This window comes from Nonlabens dokdonensis DSW-6 (assembly GCF_000332115.1).
Taxonomy (GTDB): domain Bacteria; phylum Bacteroidota; class Bacteroidia; order Flavobacteriales; family Flavobacteriaceae; genus Nonlabens; species Nonlabens dokdonensis.
On the sequence record NC_020156.1, the window covers coordinates 2,948,941 to 2,972,396 of the forward strand.

The 23,456-nt window shown below is 35.5% G+C and carries 15 protein-coding genes; 4 read left to right on the top strand and 11 right to left on the bottom strand.

Features of this window, described 5'->3' with window-relative positions; genetic code table 11:
* Window positions 1–248: 248 nt before the first annotated feature.
* The 11 genes from DDD_RS12905 to dnaK form a co-directional block, all read right to left on the bottom strand.
* Window positions 249–2,423, bottom strand: a complete 2,175-nt coding sequence (locus DDD_RS12905) for a DUF3857 domain-containing protein (RefSeq protein WP_015363346.1) — start codon at window positions 2,421–2,423, stop codon at window positions 249–251.
* A gap of 32 nt (window positions 2,424–2,455) precedes the next feature.
* Window positions 2,456–4,378, bottom strand: coding sequence for a transglutaminase domain-containing protein (locus tag DDD_RS12910; RefSeq protein WP_015363347.1), 1,923 nt, complete (start codon window positions 4,376–4,378; stop codon window positions 2,456–2,458).
* Window positions 4,379–4,543: 165 nt separating this feature from the next.
* Window positions 4,544–5,542 carry an SAM-dependent methyltransferase gene (locus DDD_RS12915; RefSeq protein WP_015363348.1) on the bottom strand — a complete coding sequence of 333 codons (999 nt, stop codon included), beginning with the start codon at window positions 5,540–5,542 and terminating at the stop codon, window positions 4,544–4,546.
* Window positions 5,543–5,678: 136 nt separating this feature from the next.
* On the bottom strand, window positions 5,679–6,401 hold the full coding sequence (locus DDD_RS12920; RefSeq protein WP_015363349.1) for a hypothetical protein: 723 nt from the start codon (window positions 6,399–6,401) through the stop codon (window positions 5,679–5,681).
* A gap of 162 nt (window positions 6,402–6,563) precedes the next feature.
* Entirely contained in the window at window positions 6,564–7,490 is a 927-nt protein-coding gene (locus tag DDD_RS12925) for a T9SS type A sorting domain-containing protein (RefSeq protein ID WP_015363350.1), read from the bottom strand.
* A gap of 87 nt (window positions 7,491–7,577) precedes the next feature.
* Entirely contained in the window at window positions 7,578–9,155 is a 1,578-nt protein-coding gene (locus tag DDD_RS12930; protein WP_015363351.1) for a hypothetical protein, read from the bottom strand.
* Between the two features lie 151 nt (window positions 9,156–9,306).
* Complete coding sequence (locus DDD_RS12935; protein ID WP_015363352.1) at window positions 9,307–9,606, bottom strand: PAAR domain-containing protein; 300 nt, start codon at window positions 9,604–9,606, stop codon at window positions 9,307–9,309.
* 19 nt (window positions 9,607–9,625) lie between these two features.
* On the bottom strand, window positions 9,626–11,404 hold the full coding sequence (vgrG, locus tag DDD_RS12940; protein ID WP_015363353.1) for a type VI secretion system tip protein VgrG: 1,779 nt from the start codon (window positions 11,402–11,404) through the stop codon (window positions 9,626–9,628).
* A 128-nt stretch (window positions 11,405–11,532) separates the two neighbouring features.
* Complete coding sequence (locus tag DDD_RS12945) at window positions 11,533–12,666, bottom strand: metallophosphoesterase family protein (protein ID WP_015363354.1); 1,134 nt, start codon at window positions 12,664–12,666, stop codon at window positions 11,533–11,535.
* Window positions 12,667–12,754: 88 nt separating this feature from the next.
* Window positions 12,755–13,315 (bottom strand): hypothetical protein, encoded by a 561-nt coding sequence (locus DDD_RS12950; RefSeq protein ID WP_015363355.1) that lies wholly within the window; start codon window positions 13,313–13,315, stop codon window positions 12,755–12,757.
* 358 nt (window positions 13,316–13,673) lie between these two features.
* On the bottom strand, window positions 13,674–15,575 hold the full coding sequence (gene dnaK / locus DDD_RS12955; protein WP_015363356.1) for a molecular chaperone DnaK: 1,902 nt from the start codon (window positions 15,573–15,575) through the stop codon (window positions 13,674–13,676).
* Between the two features lie 323 nt (window positions 15,576–15,898).
* Between dnaK and DDD_RS12960 the strand changes: the two genes are divergently transcribed.
* The 4 genes from DDD_RS12960 to DDD_RS12975 all read left to right on the top strand — a co-directional run bounded on the left by DDD_RS12960 (window position 15,899) and on the right by DDD_RS12975 (window position 23,434).
* Window positions 15,899–17,344 carry an L-serine ammonia-lyase gene (locus DDD_RS12960; protein WP_041567161.1) on the top strand — a complete coding sequence of 482 codons (1,446 nt, stop codon included), beginning with the start codon at window positions 15,899–15,901 and terminating at the stop codon, window positions 17,342–17,344.
* 281 nt (window positions 17,345–17,625) lie between these two features.
* On the top strand, window positions 17,626–21,300 hold the full coding sequence (locus DDD_RS12965; protein WP_015363358.1) for a metallophosphoesterase: 3,675 nt from the start codon (window positions 17,626–17,628) through the stop codon (window positions 21,298–21,300).
* Between the two features lie 84 nt (window positions 21,301–21,384).
* Window positions 21,385–21,891: a PH domain-containing protein gene (locus DDD_RS12970; protein ID WP_015363359.1), complete on the top strand. Its 507-nt coding sequence runs from the start codon at window positions 21,385–21,387 to the stop codon at window positions 21,889–21,891.
* Entirely contained in the window at window positions 21,884–23,434 is a 1,551-nt protein-coding gene (locus DDD_RS12975; RefSeq protein WP_041567162.1) for a PH domain-containing protein, read from the top strand. Before DDD_RS12970 ends, DDD_RS12975 begins: the two co-directional genes overlap by 8 nt.
* Window positions 23,435–23,456 lie beyond the last annotated feature (22 nt).

A 23,456-nucleotide genomic window follows, 5' to 3' on the forward strand; every position in this document is an offset into this window, starting at 1 on the left:
GTTTTGAGTCGTTAAGACAGTGTTTTCTGTGTATGAAACAGGAGATCCTTTCAGCCTTTCGAGGTGCCAATCATTCGGTAATTTGTATTGTGAAAATCCTTCAAAGCATGATAAAAGGATTATGAGCATCAATATATTTTTCTTCATTTTTTAAAATTAAGTGTTTTAGGTCTCGCTTTCGCGAAAGCGGAAACAAAAAAGCCCCAAATGAAACATTCAGAGCTTTTCTTAGTGATATACTTGTTGGATTAAGCTTTTTCTAGCAAAACCTTAGCTTGATTAAATTCAAAAGCTGCGTCTAGCCATGGTAACATTTGAGACCATTCTGCTGCTTTTAAATAATTCTTTTTATAGGTTTTTACTGTAGTTAATTTTAAGAGATTGCCTTCTACCACAGCTTTAGTAGTAAAACCACCAGTAGCGTTATCTATAGACTGATTTAATTTGTCAATTCCTTTTACTGTATAACCATCTGGTATAACTAGATCAATATTGTAGATATATTTTGTGGCATGATCAAGGTAGATATCTACTTTGCGATCACGTTCTTTAGATTCAATTTCTACCTGTCCACCTATAAATTTACCTATTTCAATAATGTAATTAGGGCCAGCTTTTTTGATATAATTGTCTTGAATGGTAAAGCTGTCTTTAATTATCAATGGATTTTTACTTCCGTATCTTCCAGATTGTACAATTTCAGAGGTGTAGTTTTCTACTTCGGCACTCCATTCTTTTTCGGCTGCTTCTTCTCGATTTTTGAGATAGGTCTCTTTAGTTTTATCTCTTAATGATTGAAAGCTCGCAGTGTTATTCTTAACCGTTTTCTTTCTACCACAGTCATAAAAATGATCTTCTTCTGGAAACTGCTCATAATCTTCTCCTAGAAAATCTACCCAAGAGATCCATGAATAAATATGGTCTTCAATATGATGGCCGTTTGCCTCAGAGGTACGACTTAGTTTTAAATTCTTTTTATCATCTGTTAAGCTTAAGGTGATGTCTTCTTTGTAGATATTTTCATCTGCTGTGCTTACTGGTAATGTTTCGGTTTTAAGAGAAGTAATTCTTTTATTCTTTTCTACCGTACCTACGAAAACTTCGGCACCTTCTAAAACATCTGGAAAGCGATCCATGGTCATGTTTTCACTATAGGTAAAGAAGTACAATGGAGTAGGAGTGTTGATTCTTATTCCTGTGCGTGCATTTGCTTTTATCAGTAGATCTTTCATTTTACCATCAAATCTAGGTTGAGCCATCAGTATATCGTAATCTACATCTAATTTGAGGCAAAGAGCTCTTAATAAATTAATGACTTGAGTGCTGTTTTCAAAACGGCCAAAATAATATTCGTAACATCTAGGACTAGGCTGCGGCCCTATAAGCTCTGCTTGATAAGCAAAAACTCCTTCAAAATACTTTGTGTTTTTATGAAAACGAATCCATTCTAGTGCGGCACGGAATTTTTCTTCTTTAGTTTTTAAGTTCAACTCATCTACGTAGTCATATACGTCATTTGCCATTTTCTTAGAAACCTTATAAAATTTACGATCGTAAAAATCAAGAACGTCTTCTTCTGTAACGGTTGCTTTACGTTCTCCATCTTCACCTTTAAAAATAGGAGCATATTTTTCATTTCTATTCATACGTGCAAAAGCAACTTGTATTTTTACTGAAGGTTCTTCTGCTAGAGGAAAGTACCACCTTTTAGTTTCTAATTTATCTACATTTTTTGCTTCTACAACATACATTTTTGTAGCACCACGATCTGTAGGTTCTTCCTTAACTGCTGGCGCACCGTTGTAGGTATTCATATTTAGGAAGAAGTCATTTTCTACTTCCATGGCAATACGATAATCTACAATAGGATAATCGTCTTTTATAGGGGTTTCAATCGCAGGATATACTTCAAGTCCATCGCTTTCCTTCTCTTTATTTTTGGTATAAATGAAAAAATCTATGATGTCACCTATTTCTAAATTAGGAATAGCAATTTTACGAATGTCATCTTCTACTATTTCTTCCTTTTCGATATCTATTACCACTACCGACGCATCTGGCTTGATGAGCCTGATTCCTATTACAGTTTCATTCTTTGAATACGTACTCCAAAAGAATGATACTTTTGAATCTTTATTTAATTTGATTTCAGAAAAACCTTCTAGTGATGATTGATCTTGAATCTTGATTAATTCATGTTTACTAGAAGTAAAATAAACGGTAGAACCATTATTGATATATTGATAATAGCGGTCGTCTGTTAAGATTACTGCGCTTTCCTTTTCCCATTCGGCAGGTATGGATTTTTTAATAATTGTTTCTCCAGAGTCTTTCCAAAATCTCTCTTCTAGTTCTTCTCTGTCTTGTGCATAGCTAAAAGCGCAAAGAAATAACGCAGCAATTGCAGGTAGTAATGTTTTCATATAATTAAAATAGGTGATAGGTTGTTGTGTTATTATTGTTTTAAAACAATTTGCTCGTCATAAAAAGATTTCAATTGATCGATGCTGTCATTCCATAAAGTGAAATCCTTTTTTTCTATCAATCGTTTCTTTACTGTAATGTCTGACGTGTAAACGATCTTTTGATTTTCTTGAGCATATTTCATTTTTATAGAAAGATATTCGTTTTCTATATTCAAAGCTTCTGGCAGCGTTCCTACCTTAAAGTTTGCTGGAATGTTAAGTATAAATGTTTTTTGCTCTTTCCTTTTTGAGGATAATTGAAAAGAAGTCTTGCGTTCGTCATCCATTTTATAATTACTCATGTAGCGCACTGGATCCAGTTCTAAGTAATACGTATTATCAAAATTGCTTACCGCATTTGCCACCTTAAAATCATATTCTAGAAGGATATCCTTATCTCGAGCCATGTTATCAAACGGAGTGGTACTTTCTACCTTCATATTTTGATTACCATCTGCGAGCACTTTTAAAAGGACTTCTTCCCGTTTATCTTGCGGTAGCCCAGTAAAATTATATAAGAAACTAGAAACTTGCTCACCTTTCATTTCACGTTTCATTTTTCCATTTAAATCGTCTCCTACTATATCAAATGTTGCTGTATAACTTTCTAGATTAGAAGCAGCACTCAATTGTGGTACTTTAACAAGCTCATAATTATTGCCATTTTCAATAAGCGCTTGCTTACCTTGTATACGAGTAGCAAAAGTTCCGTATCTATTGAATTTCTCTGTTCCATCTAAGAATACAGGTTTTCCATCGATCATTATTGCTGTAATCATGTGGTTATCTACACTCAAGGATGGCGTAGAGTAGTCATAAGCAATGGCGTCAGTTCCTATCCACACCAGTCTTGCGTCAAAACCTGCTTCCACCAGCATCGTTTTTAAAAGAATTGCCATTCCCTTACAATCACCATAACGTTTATCAAATACATTTTGTGGAGCATCTGGCTGGAAACCAGCGATTCCTTCCTCAAAAGCGATGTACTTGATGTTATCCTGTACCCAATAATAAATGGCTTTTACTTGTTCATCCTTATCAGTAATTCCAGCGGTAATTTCTGCTACTTTTTCTTTTATTGGAGCATTGTCTATTTCTACCTCGCTTACTAGTTTTGCATACCAATTATATAAGTCTTTAGTTTCTTTAAATAAAGTTTGAGAAACTCCATCTTTATCTTCAAAAGACTTTGATAGCAACAACACATGCGGATAAATAAAGGAGTTTCCTTGCATGCGACTTTCACGAGCACCAGGCTCTATTTTGGAGATTTTAAAAGTTACTATAGTGTCTCCATCATCTTTCTTTTCAGAACGTTTGATGTCATATCCATCAAAGTGATATTCTTTGAGTTCAAGCTCTAACCACGACGGAATTACAAACGTGACATCACCTTTCATAATTCGATAACTGTCTGTAAAGTAATGACTAGTAAAATATTTAATGTCTAGGTATTCTTTTTCCTCTTTTACAGTTAACGTATATCCTTGCAAAGGAAAAGTAAGCTTCCCATATTTTACTCGGTAGTCATTATGAAAAATAGATTCTGTAGAGTACGCCTCATCTTGTAATTCCCAGTAAACTCTCTTATTTCTTCTAGATAGCAATCGCAATTCTTCAACACTAGACTCGTTGTCATAACCTGTAGAATAACCTATATCTGCTCGAGAAGCTATGGAAAAATAGGTGGTAGATTTAGTCTCTTGCACCTCTACTTTTCCTGTAGAGTTGTTTCTATCAAAAGAGATGTGAATGCTCTGATTTTCGATAACGACGTCGTCATCTTCAAATTCTTTTTTCAGTTTTTTAGCACGTTGGGTGTCTTGTGGTGTAGGATTATTCTTTTGCGCTAGTCCTGCAAGAGAGCAAAATAGAAGCGATAGTAAGAAGCATCGCTTGAGTAATAAAATCATAATAAAAACTTAAGTCTCAAATATAAAACCTATATCTAGAAAAAGATTGATTTTTTATCAATAGTTAATGATTTATTAAAATAATGTAAGAAATTCCGCTTTCGCGAAAGCGGAACAATTAAAAATAGCATCAATATAAACAGTAATCTTGATTCATACGAGACATTATTCTACACCGCATTTGAGTTCGATTTCTGGATCAATGAAGTAATCAAAATTGATGAATTCAAAATTAAAGGGCTGTTCTAATGGAATTTCAAAGGGAATGGTAAGCGAGGATGAACCTCTTTCCAACCAAATATCATTTAAAACATGTACTCTGGTATCAATTAAAATACGTTCAAAGCGCGACATATCGTAAGGTGCTAGTGGCACTTTTTTATTCATTACGTGAGACGGCAGGAGCTGCTCGAGAGCGTTATCTTTTAAAACTTCTCTCACATTCATAATAGAACCGTATTTCTCTTCCTGATTATTTTCTTCATTGATGGAGCTCGTCAAAAAGGAAAGATCGATCTGCACATTTTGAGGTATAACTGTAATCTCTTCATGAAACTGCGGCAGTAAATTTGCCAAAATAGGAACATAACACTCTCTAAACAACATACAATCTAGAGTCTCACTTATCAAAATGTCAAATTCTCGTGGTTCTTCTATTTGAAAAGTAATAGCATCTGCTTCATGGATATTTCTAAGGTATGCCTTAAGATTTAAATGTTCTATTAATTTTTGGGCTGCAGTCACCGAACTTGAGTTGATCTCTAGCAATTCAAATTGAACTTCCTCTGGTTTAAAATGTGGTGCTACAAGTGTAAATAATGGTGCATAAGGACCACAGCCTGCATAAAATATAGAAACTGTTTTGTCAGGATTAGCCTCTCGCTTATTGCGTATAGCTATTAGGATTGCTTTTACAAATTTCTCCGTTCTATGATAATCTAACAAGCATTGAGCTGCGTGGTTGAGACCTAATGCTTTTCCTTTAGAAGCTGGAATGGCAGCAAGATGCTCCATTTTTGAGTCATAACCAGAAATATCGGTGGCTTTTTGAAATTGTTGATGAATGGCGTCGATGCTGATTTTGAGATTTTCTTGATTCAGATGTTCATTTATAATGGAAGAGCCTAGCCCTTTGATGAGGTCTAGCGTATTAGTTTTTGACATGTATGAGGTTTTGGTGGTTGTCTGAATATTTTAGTCTCAATAATGAAATGAGGCCAATTAAATTAAAAGAATTTATTTTGTCAATCTTTAATTTTATAAAAAAGATTGATAAATAGTTAGGCTAGTGCTGTCCGTCTCAATTACTTCGTGGTCTAAGGCTCCATATTTCGTGAATAGGATCTCCTTTACTAGAAAAACCAGTATGATGCCATTCACCATCTTTTAAGTCATAGTTAAATTTCAAGTTCAATCCGACTTTTGAATTATTCTTTGAAAAGAATTCAATATTTTCAGAATACGCACCGTTTTCTGTGCTGTAAGTTCCGCCACCAGTTCCTTTAAATTCTTTAGTTTCTGTATTATATGCGATCCATTGAAATCTAGTTCCAGATAAAATTTTCATGGTCTTTCTTGGGCGGTTTGTATCTCTGGATTGAGTTTTTCCATCTTTAACTCTTCCTGACATTAACCATGCTCCTTGCAGTTGACCTGGAGTGCCATTATCAAGTCTTTTGAATTTCTCGCCATTTTCTTCAATTATAAATTCATTTTCATCAGTCATAGAAATTTCAAAACTAATTTCATTACCTACCATTTCAGGGTTGGAAGAATGAAATTCAACTGTTTCAGTTAAGGTATTATTATTTAAGTCCCACGTGCCTCCATTAGTCTCGATAAATTTACCGGTAGCAGAGTTATAAATTGTTGAAACTTGATAAGCTTCGGAAAATATAACTACTCGCTTTAAAGAATCTCCATCTTTTGATAAGGAGAAGTATTCCCAAGCACCTTTTAAGCCTTGGGCTTGAAGGCCTAGTGCAAAGCATATACTAAATAGAAGTAACAGGTTGATTTTCATAGTTTAATATTTAGATAAATAGGATATGGAAATGCCATCCTTTCCTCGTCTAAAGTTACTATAATCTCATCAAAGATGAATTGTCAATTATAGGATAGTGTTGTTCAAATGAAGGGAAATTTTATTTCCTCATTATTAAATTGCTTCTCACAAGTATAAAAGTTACTTTTTGATGAACTTAATTGGGTCACTGTTTTCAAACTTCAAGAAATAGAGACCTGTTTTAAGGTTTTGAATATCGATTTTATTTTCAGTATTCTTTCCTTTACTTATTTGAGTTCCTAGCTGGTTGTAAATGATATATTCTTTTGGTTCTTTCCAATTAGAGACTCTTAAGACCTCAGATGCTGGATTGGGATATACCTCAATATTAGTTATTGGTTGATTGTCATCGATACTTAAAACCGTAGCTTCTACAACGAGATCATCAATTACCATTTCTTCTTGAACTCCAGAAAAAGCTCTAATCCTTATTTTCATGAGGCTTCCAGAAATTTGAGTACCAAATATCACATCTAAATCATAATTTAATTGTTTCATGGCATTTGTGATTTGCGCTGTATAAGTACCATTAAGATCATCGTCTTCATAAAAATTAAAGGTATTTCCATTAATAACACCTCTAAAATCTCCAAAGGTCACCCATAAACCACCATCTATTTGATATTCTAAGGTTAGAAAGTCTGAAGCTTCATATCGATCTGCGACGTCGTTTGTTACTCCGATTTTCATCTGAACCGAAATACCAGAAGCTCCGCTTATATTAATGTCGTTAGTTGTTAAATACAATTGCCCGCCATCAGCTAAATAACCATCAAAGTCTTCCCACATGATTAGATTGGAGCCACTGAAGCCTGTAGGTTGTACGTCAATTGATGAATTTGCAGCAGGATTACCTCTTAATATGTAGTCGGAAGCAGTGAAATTTACGAAGTCAACATTTGATCCGCTTGCTGTAGTTAGGTTATAGGTATCCTCATCTGTGCCCTCGAATCCATTTGCGTACAGTTGTACTTGAGAGTAACCAATATTAAAGGTCAAAATAAAAGTCAAAGAGAATAGCGCCAGAGTTGTGATGTGTTTTTTCATTGTACTGAGTTTTACATAATTTCATTATCTCAAAACATGGTCTATTCTCCTATCTCTAGAAAATTTTATAAGACCAGATTAAAGCCATTATTTTTCATATTCTAATGGCGTTCTTGTTACTGTTACTTTCCATATTTTATTGGACGCTCCAGATTTTCCTTTTCCAAAAGTAGAGGGAGAATCTTCATAGGCTTCGATACCACCATATATATAGCCTATTTGTACTGTATTTGATGCGTTAAAAGTACTTTCACTATCAATAACATCTGTTTCTTCACCATTAATAATCAAGTACTTTATATTACTACTGGGCATAAACTCTGCTTCGGCGCCATAAAAATATTTAGACGGAAATGCATTTGAAATAGTATCATAATTACTCTCAAGTGATTTAATATTGTATTTATTATAGCCCATTGTATTAGTAAAGCCAGATAAAAAATCATCAGCTTTACCATTTCCTATTCCACCAGGGAGAAAAGTATGGATTTCATTTGATGAGGCGTCATAAATAGCAAAGTCGGGACAAGAGTATACATTAGTGTCATATTGATTATGCTTTTTATCTACATAATAAGAATTTACAGCATCTGGAGTGATATAGATAGCATCATTCCATGCTGCAAGTGTTTTTTCCCCATATTTGAAAACACCACTCATTAACGCAAAATTAGGCGCGAGTTCATTGTTTTTATCTAGATATAGAGAAGATACTACTGGTAAATCACGTCTTCTAAAAACAGAGGTTCTATCGGCTATATCACCGGCAGTTTTGGTTTTTAACTCGGCACTTGTCATATCACTTATCGTATCTAGGATATTTGCAGTAAGTGCAAGTGTTGTAGTATCATCATTAAATTCAAATTTAAAAACTGCATTTGAATATACTTGTAAGCTATCAAATTTATGCCCGCCAGCAAGGTAGAATTGATCTCCTGCTTTTTTTAACTCACCACCGGTAACCTGTAATGTGGAATTAGTTCCAAAACGAAATAACTTCATCCATTCTGCTGCTGTAAGACTCCAGTCAGCATTAGTAATTCTAATTAAAAGGGGTATGTTGATACGAGCAATAGCATCAAAGGTTTGGTAATTGCCTTTAGTAGGGACAACTCCTACAGGAGAGCCGTAACCACCGGTAACATATAAATAATCGCCAGATTGTAACGCCTGCGGATTTGAACATTGAAAGATGTTACCGTAATTTTTTAGTATTGCGGCTACTTTAGTGCACGCTGCTTGGACATCTTCAGGTTCATTTTGTGTTCCATTACCCATATCTGTAATGGTTTGTAACATATCGTCATAGGTTAAAACAGATTCAGTTCCAGTAATAGGATTAAATGTGTAAATCGCTTTATTAAATGATTTAGGAGGAAAAGACTTCAAAGAATAATCTGCGTTAAGATTGTGAAGTCCTCCTATAGGATCTTCGCCATTAGTTCTACCAGCAAAAAGTACCCAATTATCATCAATTCTCCCATGAACAAAAGATTGTAAAGCAGGAGCGAGGTAATCGGCTGTAACGGGCTCTATAGCCACGTCATAGGTATAAGTGGCAGGATAATCAGTGGGAACTTCGTTGTTAGTTTCTTTTTTCTTGCAAGAAACTGTGAGGAAAATCAGTAAAGCTGGGATTAAAATTTTTGACACGGTAATTTTCATGAGGTTGGTTATTAAGGGTTTTATAATGGTTAAAATTAAGCAGGATTCAAGTACCAGTCAATATGTATAAATACCCAAATTAAAATGTCTTCAAACAATGTTTGTGAAATGCGCTTTCGCGAAAGCGGAATACAATCCCACTAAAAAATGATCAACCACCTATCATTACATTCATTGCTCCTAGAAGGATTTTACCACCGTGAGCAGTTGTATCTCCAAGCCTTGCAGCAGGTCTACCACCGATAGTAACTGTGGAAGATCCTTTTACAATTACATCTGGAGGTCCTACACAAATAAGTGTATCACCTACACAAGCGGCAGGTAATTGCCCTATCAAAACCGTAGGTTCACCTGGTCCGATTATAGGACCACCTACATGTGGTATAGGAGGAGTTCCAGGTGTTTGCATTGGACATTCATGAAAATCGGTAATTCTTGCTGCTGGTGGCATATTATATATCTTTTTTTGATTAGTTGATCATTACCATAGCTCCTTTGAGAGTCAATTCTGCATCTCCTTCAATTCTGGCTTGAGTCGCATTTGCAGTGTAACTCATATCTGCTCTTTGATTGATATTTATTCCAGAGGTTTTTACATCACCACCGTTTGCCATCATCTCAACTCCTTGATCGCCTTTAAGAGATAATTTTCCATTTGCTTCAATAGAAATATCTTTAGGACTTGTCATGCTAATACCTTTATCGGATAAGGTAAATTTGTTATCGTTTTGATCTTTTATGGAAATGTTTTTCTCTTTATCGCTTAAAACGATACTGTTTTCATTCGGTGTTGCAATTAGGATTTCATTATCATTTTCATGAAATTCTAAACGCAATCCTGACTTAGTAACCAGTGCCTTGACAGTGTTGTTATTATCAAGCGTAAGATTTTTATCAGGACTATTCTTAGGATTACTGTATAAACTACCTAAAATGACAATAGACCTAGGATCTTCATTTAAACATCCCAAAACGACTTCATCTCCTATTTCTGGAAGAAATAACGCTCCTGCATTATTTGATGCATAAAAATTAGAATATCGTGCCCATAATCCATTTCCTGTGTTATCCATCAATGGAACGTCTACTAAAATTCTATATTGATGATCTGGATCACCATCTATTTGTTTCACTATACCGTTAAATAAACCTTTCATCGCAGGAATTAAGCCAGATGCATGGGTATCATTAATTATTGTTTTGTAAAGGTACTTTTCTAAGAGTCCTATGGAAACTTTTGTTACCCATACACCTGATTCTATATAATGCGTTACATTGGAGACAAGGTGATCACCACTAAAACGATCGCCTATACCGTTTAATGTTATATAATTTAGCGGCTCGATAGAAGAGGTGCCTTGAATTTTTACTTCTCCTTGGATTTTGGAATAATTACTTTTAAGCAGTTGTGCTTGCGTCCAGTTGGTTAGTTCTTTTTGATCTAATACTGCAGTAGTTTGTAAATTATAATCTTCAAGGTCTATCACGTTAGATAATTGAGTGGACGACAAATTGCCAGGACCAGAATATGTATTCTTAGTTGTTGATGATAGTTGCGCTTGGTCTTTGTAATCCCAGCTGCTTGCTTTTACAGAACTTAATTGATCACTTGCATTTAAGTTGATATCAATTTCAAATATGCTTTCACCATAAGCAGCGGTAAGTACAGAACTGGTATTCTTATCTGGTTTTTGTGCGGTAACCCTTCCGTTGCTATTAGTTATTAGTAAACTATTTGCAGCAGCTCTAGATAACAAATAATCCCAATCAGTTGCGTTATGTTGCACTTGCTGTTGCCACTTTACTTCGGTAGAAGACACAGATGCTGTAAGACCGTTATTATTAATTAGAGTAGTAAGAATATCACTATCGGTTTGATTAAAAAAAGACCTGCTGTTTTGTCCTACCGTCATTTTTATTGCTTTATCATAACATTCTACTATCAATAAAGAGCCTTGTTCTTGATCAATTTGAAGCCTTTGACCTATTACGATACCTTCAAATATGGACTTATTGCTATCATTATAACCTGCTTCTATAATTATTTCAGTACCAGGAACAAATGTGCTGGAATCGCTTGCAGGAAATTGTTCTGTTTCTGCACTTCCATCTAATAATGTAATCTCAGCTTTTGAAATACGGTTCAATTCTTTTTTGACGACTACAGAACTTACTTGAAATTCATCAGGAATAGAACTTCCATTTGATTTAATCGCTAGTGTTGTTAAATCGATATTTGGTGTATTCATAATTTTAATTTTAGATATCGTACATAATAAAATTTAGGTTTACTGCTTTTAAATTTTTTCCGCTTTCGCGAAAGCGGAACACCAATAACTCCATAACGATAAGTGTTTTTTATATGTGCAGCTATTTTTTAATTCTTTTTGCTTTGTGTAAGTGAATAATATTTAGAAGGATTTTCTTCCCAAGTCAATACAATACTATCACGCGAAGTCGTAGGATTATTAGGAACCGAAGCTGTGTAAGGCATTCCTTTATCAAAACCAACTGAGTTTAAAACGAGATTACCACTTTTCATTACCGTTATAGTACTATAACCAAAAAAAGCTGCTTCTCCCGAGCTACCTCCATTTCCAGCGATAACTTGATAGGTTCCACCACCTAGTTTTTCATTGATAGGCTGCACGCGCTGGTAGTCGTGTTTATGAGCGGAAAGCAAAGCAACAACCTTATTTTCCTCAAAAGTAGGCCACACATCAGGTCCTTGTGGTAAACCACCATGTGAAGTGTCGGGATTTCCATCCACATAATACGGTCGATGGGTGACAACAAAAATGTGTTCTATCGAAGGATTGTTTTTGAAGCTTGTTACTTGATCGTTAACCCATTTTACCGGTATTTGTCCTTCTTTTCCATATATATCTGTTTTGCTAGGCGGATTATAAGTATCTGAATTTAGAACTACAAAGCCTACATTATGTCTTGTAAAACTAAAACTAAGACGGTTGTCTAGCCCTAAAGTGTCTGGAGCTGTAACTCGACCATCTGGCAGGTAATCTTTCATATGTTGAAGCCAGATATCTGTGCTTCCTTTTAAGGGAAATTCATGCCAGTCGTTTTCACTAACCTCAACAGAGTAGAGCATCTCATGATTACCAGGTATGGCTACCATTTCTATTCCTGAGTTACTTATTTCTTGTTCTTTATAAATAGCATCCCAAGCGCTTAACTGACTATTGAGTTTTGCGTTCGTACTTTCGGCAAGAACTAGATCTCCTAAAAAAAAGAATAGTTCTGGTTGTTCTTCTTTTTGAGCAATTTCAAATAAAACACGTTTTAAAACATAGGTATTTGCGGTGGAAGGATTGGCGGTAGATTGATCGCCTCTGTCTATTCTATTGCATCCTGTAAAAGAAAAACTGAAAATAGGAGTATCTACTACGATTTCCTCCTCTGTTTCTATAATGGGTTTTTCTTTTATTTCTTTTTTACAACTCGTAAGAAGAATAATAAATACGAAACTGATTAATAGGTTGGTAGATTTCATGAGTAACGGTTTTTTATTTTAGTATTAAAAATAAAATGGGTGATACATTACGTAACACCCATCTTTTAATTATTAGAATTCATAGTTTTTAATAAGATCCAGATGCAATTGCTTCCGCCTTTGCCTGCATAAATTCGGCTTGTTTTTCTGGTGTCATTTGAATTTGAACAAGTCTCCATGTTAAATTATAGGTGCTTAATTGAAATGAATCGGGAAAGCGACCAAAGAAAGGATCATTCATATTTAATGGTGTATTTGCAAAGGATGGCTGTCCTTGAGAAAATAATTTTAATTCACAAACAGCACCATTTACAGATCCCGTTGCAGATCGATAATACTGCCATACCAATGATGTAGAAGATAAGGAACCTGTTAGATCTCTAACGCCATCATCTGGCCTTCCAGAAGTATTGTAAGGTAATTGAGAGGAAGCAGAAAAATCATAAGTGATTTCATCTACGATTTCTTTTTCATCTGGCTGTCCTTTTCTTAGGATCATAGATTTGTAACTAAAAGCCGGATTCTTTCTTTGAATAGAATCCATGACTTCCTTTACCGTAGAGTTTTCAGTAACATCTGTCAACTGGAGATTTTCCATGTAACAGTACAAACCGACTACTCTAAAACTTACTTGAAGTGGTGAGGTCATAATTTGAGATTTATAGGGTTAATATGATGTAAAACTAACTGTAAATCAGTTTATTTACATCAGTATAAATACCCAAATTAAGACTGAACATGAAAAATAATTTGAACAAAAACTATCAGATTTTACGTTCATTTCATATTTATAAAAACAAAAAAATCCCCAAACCAAAGGTTCAGGGATTTTTAAAAATAACTGTTTACTGTCACTGGCACTGTAAACTTAATTAAGATTATAAAAAAAAAGACTCTGAAATTAATCAGAGTCTTTCGTTTTATAAAAGCAGATCCCAAATCTGCGCTACCGCTTGTTTGGGATAAGCGATACGTAGAGTTTTGCTCACGCAAAACTAACGTTCTGCTTATTTCACTTCTTCGAAGTCTACGTCTTCTACATCGCTAGTGTCATCTCCAGACGCTTCTTGAGCTCCTGCATCAGGTCCAGGCTGTCCACCTTGAGCTTGCGCTGCTTGTGCCATATCTGCACTTGCTGCGGTCCATACATTATTTAACTTCTCTAAAGCAGGATCAATTAATGCAATATCTTTAGTTTCATAAGCTTTCTTCAACTCTTCTAGCGCCTCAGTAATAGGAGCTTTCTTGTCTTCAGGAAGTTTATCGCCAAATTCTTCTAACTGTTGTTCCGTTTGGAAAATCAATTGGTCTGCACTATTTAATTTATCAGCTGTTTCTTTTGCTTTTTTATCAGCATCAGCATTTGCAGCTGCATCTTGCTTCATTTTCTCGATTTCTTCTTCAGAAAGTCCAGAAGATGCCTCGATACGTATGTCTTGCTTCTTACCAGTCGCTTTATCTTCTGCACTTACTTTGATGATACCATTTGCATCAATGTCAAAGGTTACTTCAATTTGTGGTGTACCTCTTCTTGCTGGTGCAATACCATCTAAGTGAAATCTACCTATGGTTTTATTATCAGTCGCCATAGATCGTTCTCCTTGGATTACGTGAATCTCAACACTTGGTTGATTATCTGCAGCCGTAGAAAATACTTGAGATTTCTTAGTTGGGATCGTTGTGTTAGACTCGATTAACTTAGTCATAACTCCACCCATAGTTTCAATTCCTAAAGAAAGAGGTGTTACATCAAGTAAAAGAACGTCTTTTACATCTCCTGTAAGAACTCCACCTTGGATCGCAGCACCTATTGCTACAACCTCATCAGGATTCACACCTTTAGATGGTGCTTTACCGAAGAATTTCTCTACAGCTTCCTGTACTGCAGGAATACGAGTTGATCCACCTACAAGGATAATCTCATCGATATCTCCAGTAGAAAGTCCGGCGCTTTTTAAAGCTGTTTGACACGGCTCAATAGTTCTTTTTACTAAGTCAGAAATTAATTTCTCAAAACTAGATTTAGTAAGTGTTTTTACTAAGTGTTTAGGTCCGCTTGCTGTTGCAGTAACATATGGCAAGTTGATCTCAGTTTGCGCGCTTGAAGAAAGTTCAATCTTTGCTTTTTCAGCAGCTTCCTTAAGACGTTGTAACGCCATAGGATCTTTTCTTAGATCGATATCTTCAGCAGCTTTAAACTCATCTGCTAGCCAATCAATGATTTTTTGATCTACATCATCACCACCTAAGTGTGTGTCTCCATCAGTAGAAAGTACTTCAAAGACTCCATCACCTAATTCAAGGATTGAAACGTCATGCGTTCCACCTCCAAAGTCAAATACTACAACCTTCTGGTCTGTATCTTTTTTATCTAATCCATAAGCTAGTGCTGCAGCAGTAGGCTCATTAATAATACGCTCTACTTTAAGACCTGCGATTTCACCAGCTTCTTTAGTCGCTTGACGTTGAGAATCGTTAAAGTAAGCAGGTACAGTAATTACTGCTCCAGTTACTTCAGTTCCTAAATAATCTTCAGCCGTTTTCTTCATTTTTTGAAGAATCATAGCACTTAATTCTTGTGGTGTGTAAAGACGTCCATCGATATCAACACGTGGTGTATCGTTATCACCTTTTACTACTTTATAAGGTACGCGACCAGCTTCATTTGAAGATTCACTGAATTTGTTCCCCATGAAACGCTTTACAGAAGCAACCGTTTTAGTTGGGTTAGTTACTGCCTGTCTTTTTGCAGGATCACCTACCTTAATTTCACCACCTTCTACAAAGGCAATTACAGAAGGAGTTGTTCTTTTACCTTCAGAATTAGGGATTACTACAGGCTCGCTACCTTCCATTACAGAAACACAACTGTTAGTCGTACCTAAGTCTATTCCTATTATTTTACTCATTATAAATTTATTTTAATTTTTATTTTCTATTTATTTACGTCTTCCATAAGTCAATGTTTATGCCATGCCATTTGTAATGACATGATGTCATTTTTACTGTCATAATCGTCATTGTCATCCTAGAAAATTTGAATAGAAATATTAAACCATAGAAAAGAGCGATTTCCAAATTTATCATTGATCGGCTGGTGCTTAAGTTATCTTTATTGATTTCAGTTTATTTTTCGTTTCCGCTTTCGCGAAAGCGAGATAAACACAACAATTACCTCAATATTTCCAATTATCTTTGTTCTATAATTAAACAGCAGATTTTACAACCATCTATGTCTCAAAATCCTCCTAAAATTGAAGCCATAAGCGTTTTTGACATGCTTAAAATAGGCGTTGGACCTTCTAGTTCGCATACGCTTGGACCGTGGCAAGCGGCGAGAGATTTTTTAAAAAAGCTACGTGATAAAAACAGATTGTCACAAGTTGAGTCTATAGAAGTAGATCTTTATGGATCTCTTTCTTTAACTGGAAAAGGGCACGCCACAGATCTTGCTTGTATTCTAGGATTAACAAATGCAGATCCTGTTACCTGCAGCATTGAAGAGATTCCAGAAATAATAGATTATATCAACCAGCAGAAAATACTTCAGTTAGACGGCGTGTATTTCATACCGTTTGATCCTAAAACGCAAATTCATTTTAATCGAAACTTTTTACCATATCATCCTAATGGTATGCGATTCAAGGCTGTTTTAAAAGATGGTAAAACCGTTTTTGAAACGTACTTTAGTATTGGTGGCGGTTTTTTTATTCAAAAGGAACGTAAGCGATCTGCAAGAAAAGTTGCTCTATTTGAATGTTTCCCACGACCGATTTCTAAAGCGACCGAATTATTAGCCTATTGTGAAAGAGAAAATAAATCGGTTTCTCAAATCGTACTGGAAAATGAAGAGTACTTGAACACGCCAGAGGTTATTGATGAGAAATTAAAAGCTATCTGGGATGTAATGTTAGATTCTGTTTACACAGGTTGTCATACAGAAGGTATTCTTCCTGGTGGACTTAAAGTACGCAGACGTGCTTTTGATACACATGAGAGGTTGCAAAAAGGAAAGCCTTATTCTAACAAAGAAGAATGGGTAGAAGCCATACGCAATACTGAAGTGAAATTCAGAGAAATATTAAAATGGGTTTCTTGTTATGCGCTGGCAGTAAATGAAGTTAACGCTTCTTTAGGGAGAGTAGTAACTGCTCCTACTAACGGAAGTGCTGGTGTTATTCCTGCGGTAATGTTGTATTACATGACTATTGAGAACCATGATGCCAACTTTGACGATGTAAAAAAATTCTTGTTAGTCGCTGGTGAAATAGGAGCTTTGTTCAAAAAAGGAGCAACAATAAGTGCAGCAATGGGCGGTTGCCAGGCAGAAATAGGAGTGAGCAGCGCCATGGCAGCAGGTGCGTTAACAGAGCTTATGGGAGGAACACCTGCCCAAGTCTTAATGGCTAGCGAGATCGCAATGGAACACCATTTAGGACTTACTTGCGATCCTATAGGAGGTTTAGTACAAATACCATGCATCGAACGCAATGCCATGGGAGCGATAAAAGCAATCAATGCTTGCGAAATGGCACTAGACAACGACGCCAAAAACGCAAAAGTACCTCTAGATAAGGTTATTGAAACTATGTGGCAAACGGCACAAGACATGAATACTAAATATAAAGAAACCAGTGAAGGTGGACTTGCAGTAAATGTTGCGTTATCAGATTGCTGATTTTTCCTTATTTTATCTTTTTAAATAAATGACCAAGAATCAATTATAGTTCGATTTGTAAAGCGTTTTTTAATCTTTATAAAAGTTCTTTTGTTAAATAAAAGTCTGTTCAAAATTTGATTTATTTATTATTTAAAAACATTATAAATATCTGATATATAGTAATCTATATAATTTTATTGTAACAATTGTTTAGATATAGTGTTTTCAGTATTTCTTTTAAGACAATACTAGCATTTTTCAGAAATGAATCTTGATACATTTGTTTGTTATAGAATAATATGAATAATAAACTTCCTTTAAATATTGTAATCACCTTATCATTGATTTTCTTTACCTCATGTGCGGTAAAGTCACTACAAATAGATCAAGATAGACATCAATTAACTGAAAATACTACTTCAGAATACCGCAGCTTTTACTTATTAGGTAACCTTAATTCTAGTGACGCACCAGATGCAAATTTTAAAGCCATTATCCAACACATCAAGTCTAGAAGTAAAAAAGAAGATTTTACTCTTATCCTAGGAGATAACGTAGATTCAGAAAACTTCAATCGTAAAGACAAAGACGAAAAAGATAAGAAGGCTTTTAAAATGAAGCTGGAAATGATCAAAGAACTCCATAGCAACATTTACGTTCTTGCAGGTAATGAAGACTGGAATGATGAAGGTTTAAAAGGCCTTAAGAATATAGAAGAAATGGTGGAAGATGTCCTAGATAACGACGAGGCATTTCAACCAGAAAATGGTTGTCCCATGGAAGAGATTGAGATTTCAGATACCATGCATCTTTTTATCGTAGATTCTCAATGGTACATAGAAGACTGGAATAAGAATCCCGATTTTAACGATAAATGCGAGATCAATACAAGAGAAAAATTCATTACTGTTCTGGCAGACGAGATGCGCAAGCAACGACATAAAACTGTAATCGTTGCCATGCACCATCCATTGTATTCTAATGGCGTTTACGGTGGACAAATGGGTGTAGAGAATATCTATCAGCCTAGTATAGAGAATTTTTATGTACCAATATTGGGTAGTGCCTGGAGTTTTATAAGAGCTCAAGGTGGCGTTTCTCGTCAGGATCGATATAACCCATTAATGAATGAGTTAATGGAAGAAATAAAAGCTGCAAGTACTGATCTTGAACGTGTCTTTTTTGTAAGTGCTCATGAAAAAACGCTTCAATTTATTGATCATGATCATATCAAACAAATTGTTTCTGGAACTTCCGTAGAAGAAGGTTATGCCAGTTTAGGAAAAAAAGGCGTTTTGAGTAGCGGCGAGCGTGGTTATGCAGAGCTTAGAATTTATAAAGACAAATCTTCTAAGGTGTTTTTCTATCAAGTAGCAAATGGAACAGTGGAGGAGATTTATGCTGGTGACGCTTTCGCGAAAGCGAGAACCTACAACACAGACTCACTTCCTACAATTACCGAGAAATTTAAAAAAGCTTCCGTTTATACTAAGGAAGAAACGACCAAAGACAAGGAGTACGAGCAGTTTTACGGTAAACACTACCGCAATTTATACGGTATTGATGTCAAAGCACCTGTAGTGATGCTAGATACTTTGTACGGCGGTCTAAAAGTAGAACGCGCTGGCGGCGGTAATCAGACTCAGGGATTGCGACTTGTGGATAGTCTGGACAGGGAATTTAATATGAGAGCTCTTGAAAAAGATGCTATACAGTTTTTAAAAAGTGCCGGCTTTGGAGCTGTTGATGTGGATAAATATTTTGGCGGTACATTCCCGCAGGAGTTGATAAGAGATTTTTATACCGCAGCACATCCTTATGGTGCGTTTGCTGTCCCTAGACTGGCAGGAGCCATAGATTTGAAACACACACATCCCAAATTATTTTATGTGCCTAAACAGGAGACTTTAGGAGATTTTAATGCCACTCATGGAGATCGATTATACATGATCGTAGAAAAACCAGACGATTCTTTTAATAGTACTCACATGTTTGGAAATAATCAAGATGTGGAAAGCACGCAAGATCTTTTTGATAAAATAAGAGAAGACGAAAAAAACAGAGTTGATGAACGCATGTTTATACGCGCTCGTATTTTTGACATGCTTTTAGGCGATTGGGACAGGCATGAAGACCAGTGGCGATGGGCTGAGATCGTCGATCCAAAAGATGACGAGAAAGTAGATTTTATTGCGATTCCTAGAGATCGCGATCAAGTTTTTGCAAGATTTGATGGGGATTTGCTGGACTTTATGAGAAAATGGATGAAGGGCGCGAGGCAATTTGGCGTTTATGGGCCTAATATAAAGCACATAGAACAATTCAGTCAGAGTGCTATAAAACTAGACCGAGCTATTTTACAAAGCAGTGACTTAGAACTGTGGAAGGAAGAAGTGGCATATATTCAGAAACACATCACGCCAGATGTAGTATCCAAAGCATTTAACGAAATGCCAGATGAGGTAAAAGATGATTTATGGCAACAAACTCAGGAAGACTTTTTGGCACGTAAAGAGAATCTGCCAGATATTGTAGATCGATATTACCATCATTTTTTAAAATTTCAAACTCTTAAAGGAACCGATAAAGACGACTACTTTACGATTACAAGATTACCTAACGGTATAACAACGATAGAAGCCCATCGTATTAAGGATGGAGAAAAAGGAACCTTATTGTTTTCTAGAACTTTTGTTCAAAAACTCACAAAAGAAATCTGGATTTATGGATTAGACGATGACGATGTTTTTGAGGTTAAAGGAGAAGGCGATGATTTGATTAAGATCGTAATATCTGGAGGGAAAGGTGACGATGTTTATAAAATTGAAAACGGCGCAGCTATTTCTTTATTTGATTATAAATCTGAAGATAATGGGCTGGATAGAAAAAATGGTGCTAAAGTAGTTTTTAGAGATGACTACGAGATCAATCACTATGATACGGAGAAAGTGCCCTCGACTTCTAGTCAACCACATCTGGAGTTACCCTATAATCCAGATCATGGTTTTGCACCATCTATAGGATTCACTAAATCTAAATTGGGTTATGAACGCAACCCATATTCTTCTATGTATGGTTTTAAAGCACAATATTTTTCTCTTACTCAAGCTGCAAAATTTGATGTTTTTTCTGGACTTGGAAACGCTTTAGGACATTGGAATCTGGAATTTAAAGGACTTATTACTACTAACAATTATACAGAGAACTTTTTTGGGTATGGAAATGATTCAGAATTTGATCGTGATACTAATTATGATGCAAATCGCATACAATTGCAACGTCAGGAAGCAGGATTTCATCTCATTAAAATAGGTCATTATGGGAGTACATTTGATCTAGGAATAGGACACCAAGCAGTAGAAACAGATGGCAATATACCAGCAGCAACGAGAATAACACAGTTGCGAGATGACTATCTTAATCTCCATGTTAATTATCAATATAAGAGTACAGATAACGATAGATTCCCGACGCGTGGTATGCTTTTCACCGCAAAAACTGGCTTTACAGATGATCTATCTAACAGAAGGTATTTCTTTCATATCGATCCTGATGTGACTTTCTGGAATGCCATGAATGACAACCGCACGATAGTGCTTAAAACAAATCTCGCCGCCCAAACTAGAATAGGGGACGACCCTTATTTTTATCAAGCAGCCGTTTTAGGAGCAGATAATGGATTGCGTAGTTTTAGAACAGAGCGCTTTGCTGCAAATTATGCCATGAACGCTAGCGGAGATTTGATTTTTGACTTAAAACCGATGAAAACTAAATTATTGCCTCTACGCATGACTCCTTATATAGGTTATGACATCGGTAAAGTATGGTTAAATAATACAAGTAGTGCACGATTTCACAATAGTTATGGTGCAGGTTTTCAGCTGAGTATGACAGGATTATTCAGTTCTAGTTTCTCCTATTTCCATGGTGATGAAGGCGGTAGATTGCAATTCGGGCTTACTATTTCACAGTAGAATTTAATTTAGCTCATAGATTGTTGTGATTCCGCTTTCGCGAAAGCGTAACAAATAGTAACTTTATTCTACATATAAAGTATTATGACTAACGATACCATCCTCGCAGCAGAGTTACCAAATATAGAAGAAACAGACTTTCAAAAGCATCCCAAGCGGTTTTTGAACAAAAAATTAATAGCTAAGGTGCTTGTTTTTGTGCCATTATTAGCCGGTGTTGTGGTACCTTATTTTACAGTGCCAGATCACTCATGGATCTGGAAGATCACAGGTGGTTTATGGGTGTTTTTACTCATAGCGAGTATTTTTATGTCCTATAAAGAGTATTTTGTAAGAGGTTATATTTTAAGAGAAAAAGACATCACCTATAGAAAAGGCTGGTTGTTTCACAGTCAAATTACCGTTCCATTCAATAGAATACAGCACACAGAAATTAATCATGGTCCTATTGATCGTTTATTTAAATTGTGTCAGCTGGATATTTTTACTGCTGGTGGTAGCTCTAGCGATTTAAGCATCAGTGGTCTCGATCCTAAAGAAGCTGCAAAACTCAAAGAATATATTTCTGGAAAACTATCTGCTCATGCTTGATTTAACCACGCCGCAACGACAGAGCAAGAAAATCATTCTCTTTTACTTATTTAAAAGTTTTAAGGGATTGTTCCTATATTTCGTATTTGCTATGTTAGGCAGTAGATCTAGCAGTCAGTATGGATCTTATATTACCATGTTTATTATTTTTATTGCAGTAGTCTCGTTAATTTCACCAGTACTCAAATACATATATTTTACTTTCCATATAGAAGAAAACGAGCTTATTATCCAGAAAGGGCTCTTACAAAAAGAGCGCAAATCTATACCTCTGGAGCGTATTCAGTCTATCAATATCAATCAAAATGTAGTACAGCGTATTCTAGGAATAGTTTCTCTAGAAGTGGAAACAGCAGGTTCTAAAGCAAAAGAATTAGAAATTCCTGGACTCGATAAAGTTTTTGCAAGTCAGTTCAAAGAATTATTACAAGAACGCAAAGAAGAAATCACAGAAGAAATTAATCTTGAAGAAGTAGAAGAAACATCTGCTTCAGACGAATCACAAACAGTTACTACTGAAACAGTAAATGCAGCAGCTACCAAAAAAAGAACCACAGCTCCAGAAACTGTCATTTTAAAACTAGGTTTTCTAGACATTTTAAAAGTAGGTATTACTCAAAACCATTTGAAAAGTGGTGGTCTAGCTATAGGAGTTGCTTTTGGAGGCTGGTATCAGGTAAATGATATTTTGCAAGGGTTTTTCTCTGATTATATGGAAGAATTTTCTTGGGAAAACATTATTTCCAGTGCCAGTGCAGGAATTGCGGTGAGCTTTTTGATTTTATTTTTATTCTTCTCGGTCATCATAAGTATGGTGTTAGCTTTCAATAAGTATTGGGATTTTAGTATCGTTAAAAAAGGTGATGATCTTGAGGTGAAAATGGGGCTGCTCAATAAAAAAGAAGTCAAAATTCCTTTAAGTAAAGTCCAAGTATTGGAGTTTCATTCTAATCCGTTGCGTAAGCTACTAGGTTTTAAAACCGCCCATATTTATCAAGCCCAGTCCACAGATAGCAAATTAGGAAGCGTATCTGTTCCCGCATATAAAAAAGAGCATCGAATCATGTTGCAAAATTTGATTTTTGAAGATTCTATTGAAGCGACAGAACAGGAATTACATTGCAATCCTTATTCTTATGCACGATTGAGGTTTTATATAGCATCTACTATTATTTTTCCGATCATGGCTGTCGCTTATTATTTTGAACAATATGTCGCAATTGTACCATTAATCATTGTTTTGATTTTACTCGTACTTGCCGCTTATATGTATGGGAAAAGCAGTAAAGTCATAAAAGATGACGATTTTGTGGTTTTTAAAAAGGGTTGGATTTTTCCGCAGACTATTATCTCGCCAGTTTTCAAAACTCAGGCAGTAGAAAAATGGCGTAGCGTATTTTTAAAACGTAGGCGAGAAGCACATTTTAAATTACACACTGCTGGTGGCACAAGAGGATTGAGGTATTTCAAGGAAGACCAGCTGGATCACCTAATCAATACAGTAAATAACCAAGTTATTTTTAGTGAGAAAAAATGGATGTAAGGTTGAGGTAGGAACAAGTAAT

Bases quoted from the DNA above. Each gene is read 5' to 3' on its own strand.
- DDD_RS12950 (WP_015363355.1), bottom strand. From the start codon at position 13,315: ATGACCTCACCACTTCAAGTAAGTTTTAGAGTAGTCGGTTTGTACTGT.
- DDD_RS12975 (WP_041567162.1), top strand. From the start codon at position 21,884: ATGCTTGATTTAACCACGCCGCAACGACAGAGCAAGAAAATCATTCTC.
- DDD_RS12905 (WP_015363346.1), bottom strand. From the start codon at position 2,423: ATGAAAACATTACTACCTGCAATTGCTGCGTTATTTCTTTGCGCTTTT.
- DDD_RS12935 (WP_015363352.1), bottom strand. From the start codon at position 9,606: ATGCCACCAGCAGCAAGAATTACCGATTTTCATGAATGTCCAATGCAA.
- dnaK (WP_015363356.1), bottom strand. From the start codon at position 15,575: ATGAGTAAAATAATAGGAATAGACTTAGGTACGACTAACAGTTGTGTT.
- DDD_RS12925 (WP_015363350.1), bottom strand. From the start codon at position 7,490: ATGAAAAAACACATCACAACTCTGGCGCTATTCTCTTTGACTTTTATT.
- DDD_RS12915 (WP_015363348.1), bottom strand. From the start codon at position 5,542: ATGTCAAAAACTAATACGCTAGACCTCATCAAAGGGCTAGGCTCTTCC.
- DDD_RS12920 (WP_015363349.1), bottom strand. From the start codon at position 6,401: ATGAAAATCAACCTGTTACTTCTATTTAGTATATGCTTTGCACTAGGC.
- DDD_RS12930 (WP_015363351.1), bottom strand. From the start codon at position 9,155: ATGAAAATTACCGTGTCAAAAATTTTAATCCCAGCTTTACTGATTTTC.
- DDD_RS12960 (WP_041567161.1), top strand. From the start codon at position 15,899: ATGTCTCAAAATCCTCCTAAAATTGAAGCCATAAGCGTTTTTGACATG.
- DDD_RS12910 (WP_015363347.1), bottom strand. From the start codon at position 4,378: ATGATTTTATTACTCAAGCGATGCTTCTTACTATCGCTTCTATTTTGC.
- vgrG (WP_015363353.1), bottom strand. From the start codon at position 11,404: ATGAATACACCAAATATCGATTTAACAACACTAGCGATTAAATCAAAT.
- DDD_RS12945 (WP_015363354.1), bottom strand. From the start codon at position 12,666: ATGAAATCTACCAACCTATTAATCAGTTTCGTATTTATTATTCTTCTT.
- DDD_RS12970 (WP_015363359.1), top strand. From the start codon at position 21,385: ATGACTAACGATACCATCCTCGCAGCAGAGTTACCAAATATAGAAGAA.
- DDD_RS12965 (WP_015363358.1), top strand. From the start codon at position 17,626: ATGAATAATAAACTTCCTTTAAATATTGTAATCACCTTATCATTGATT.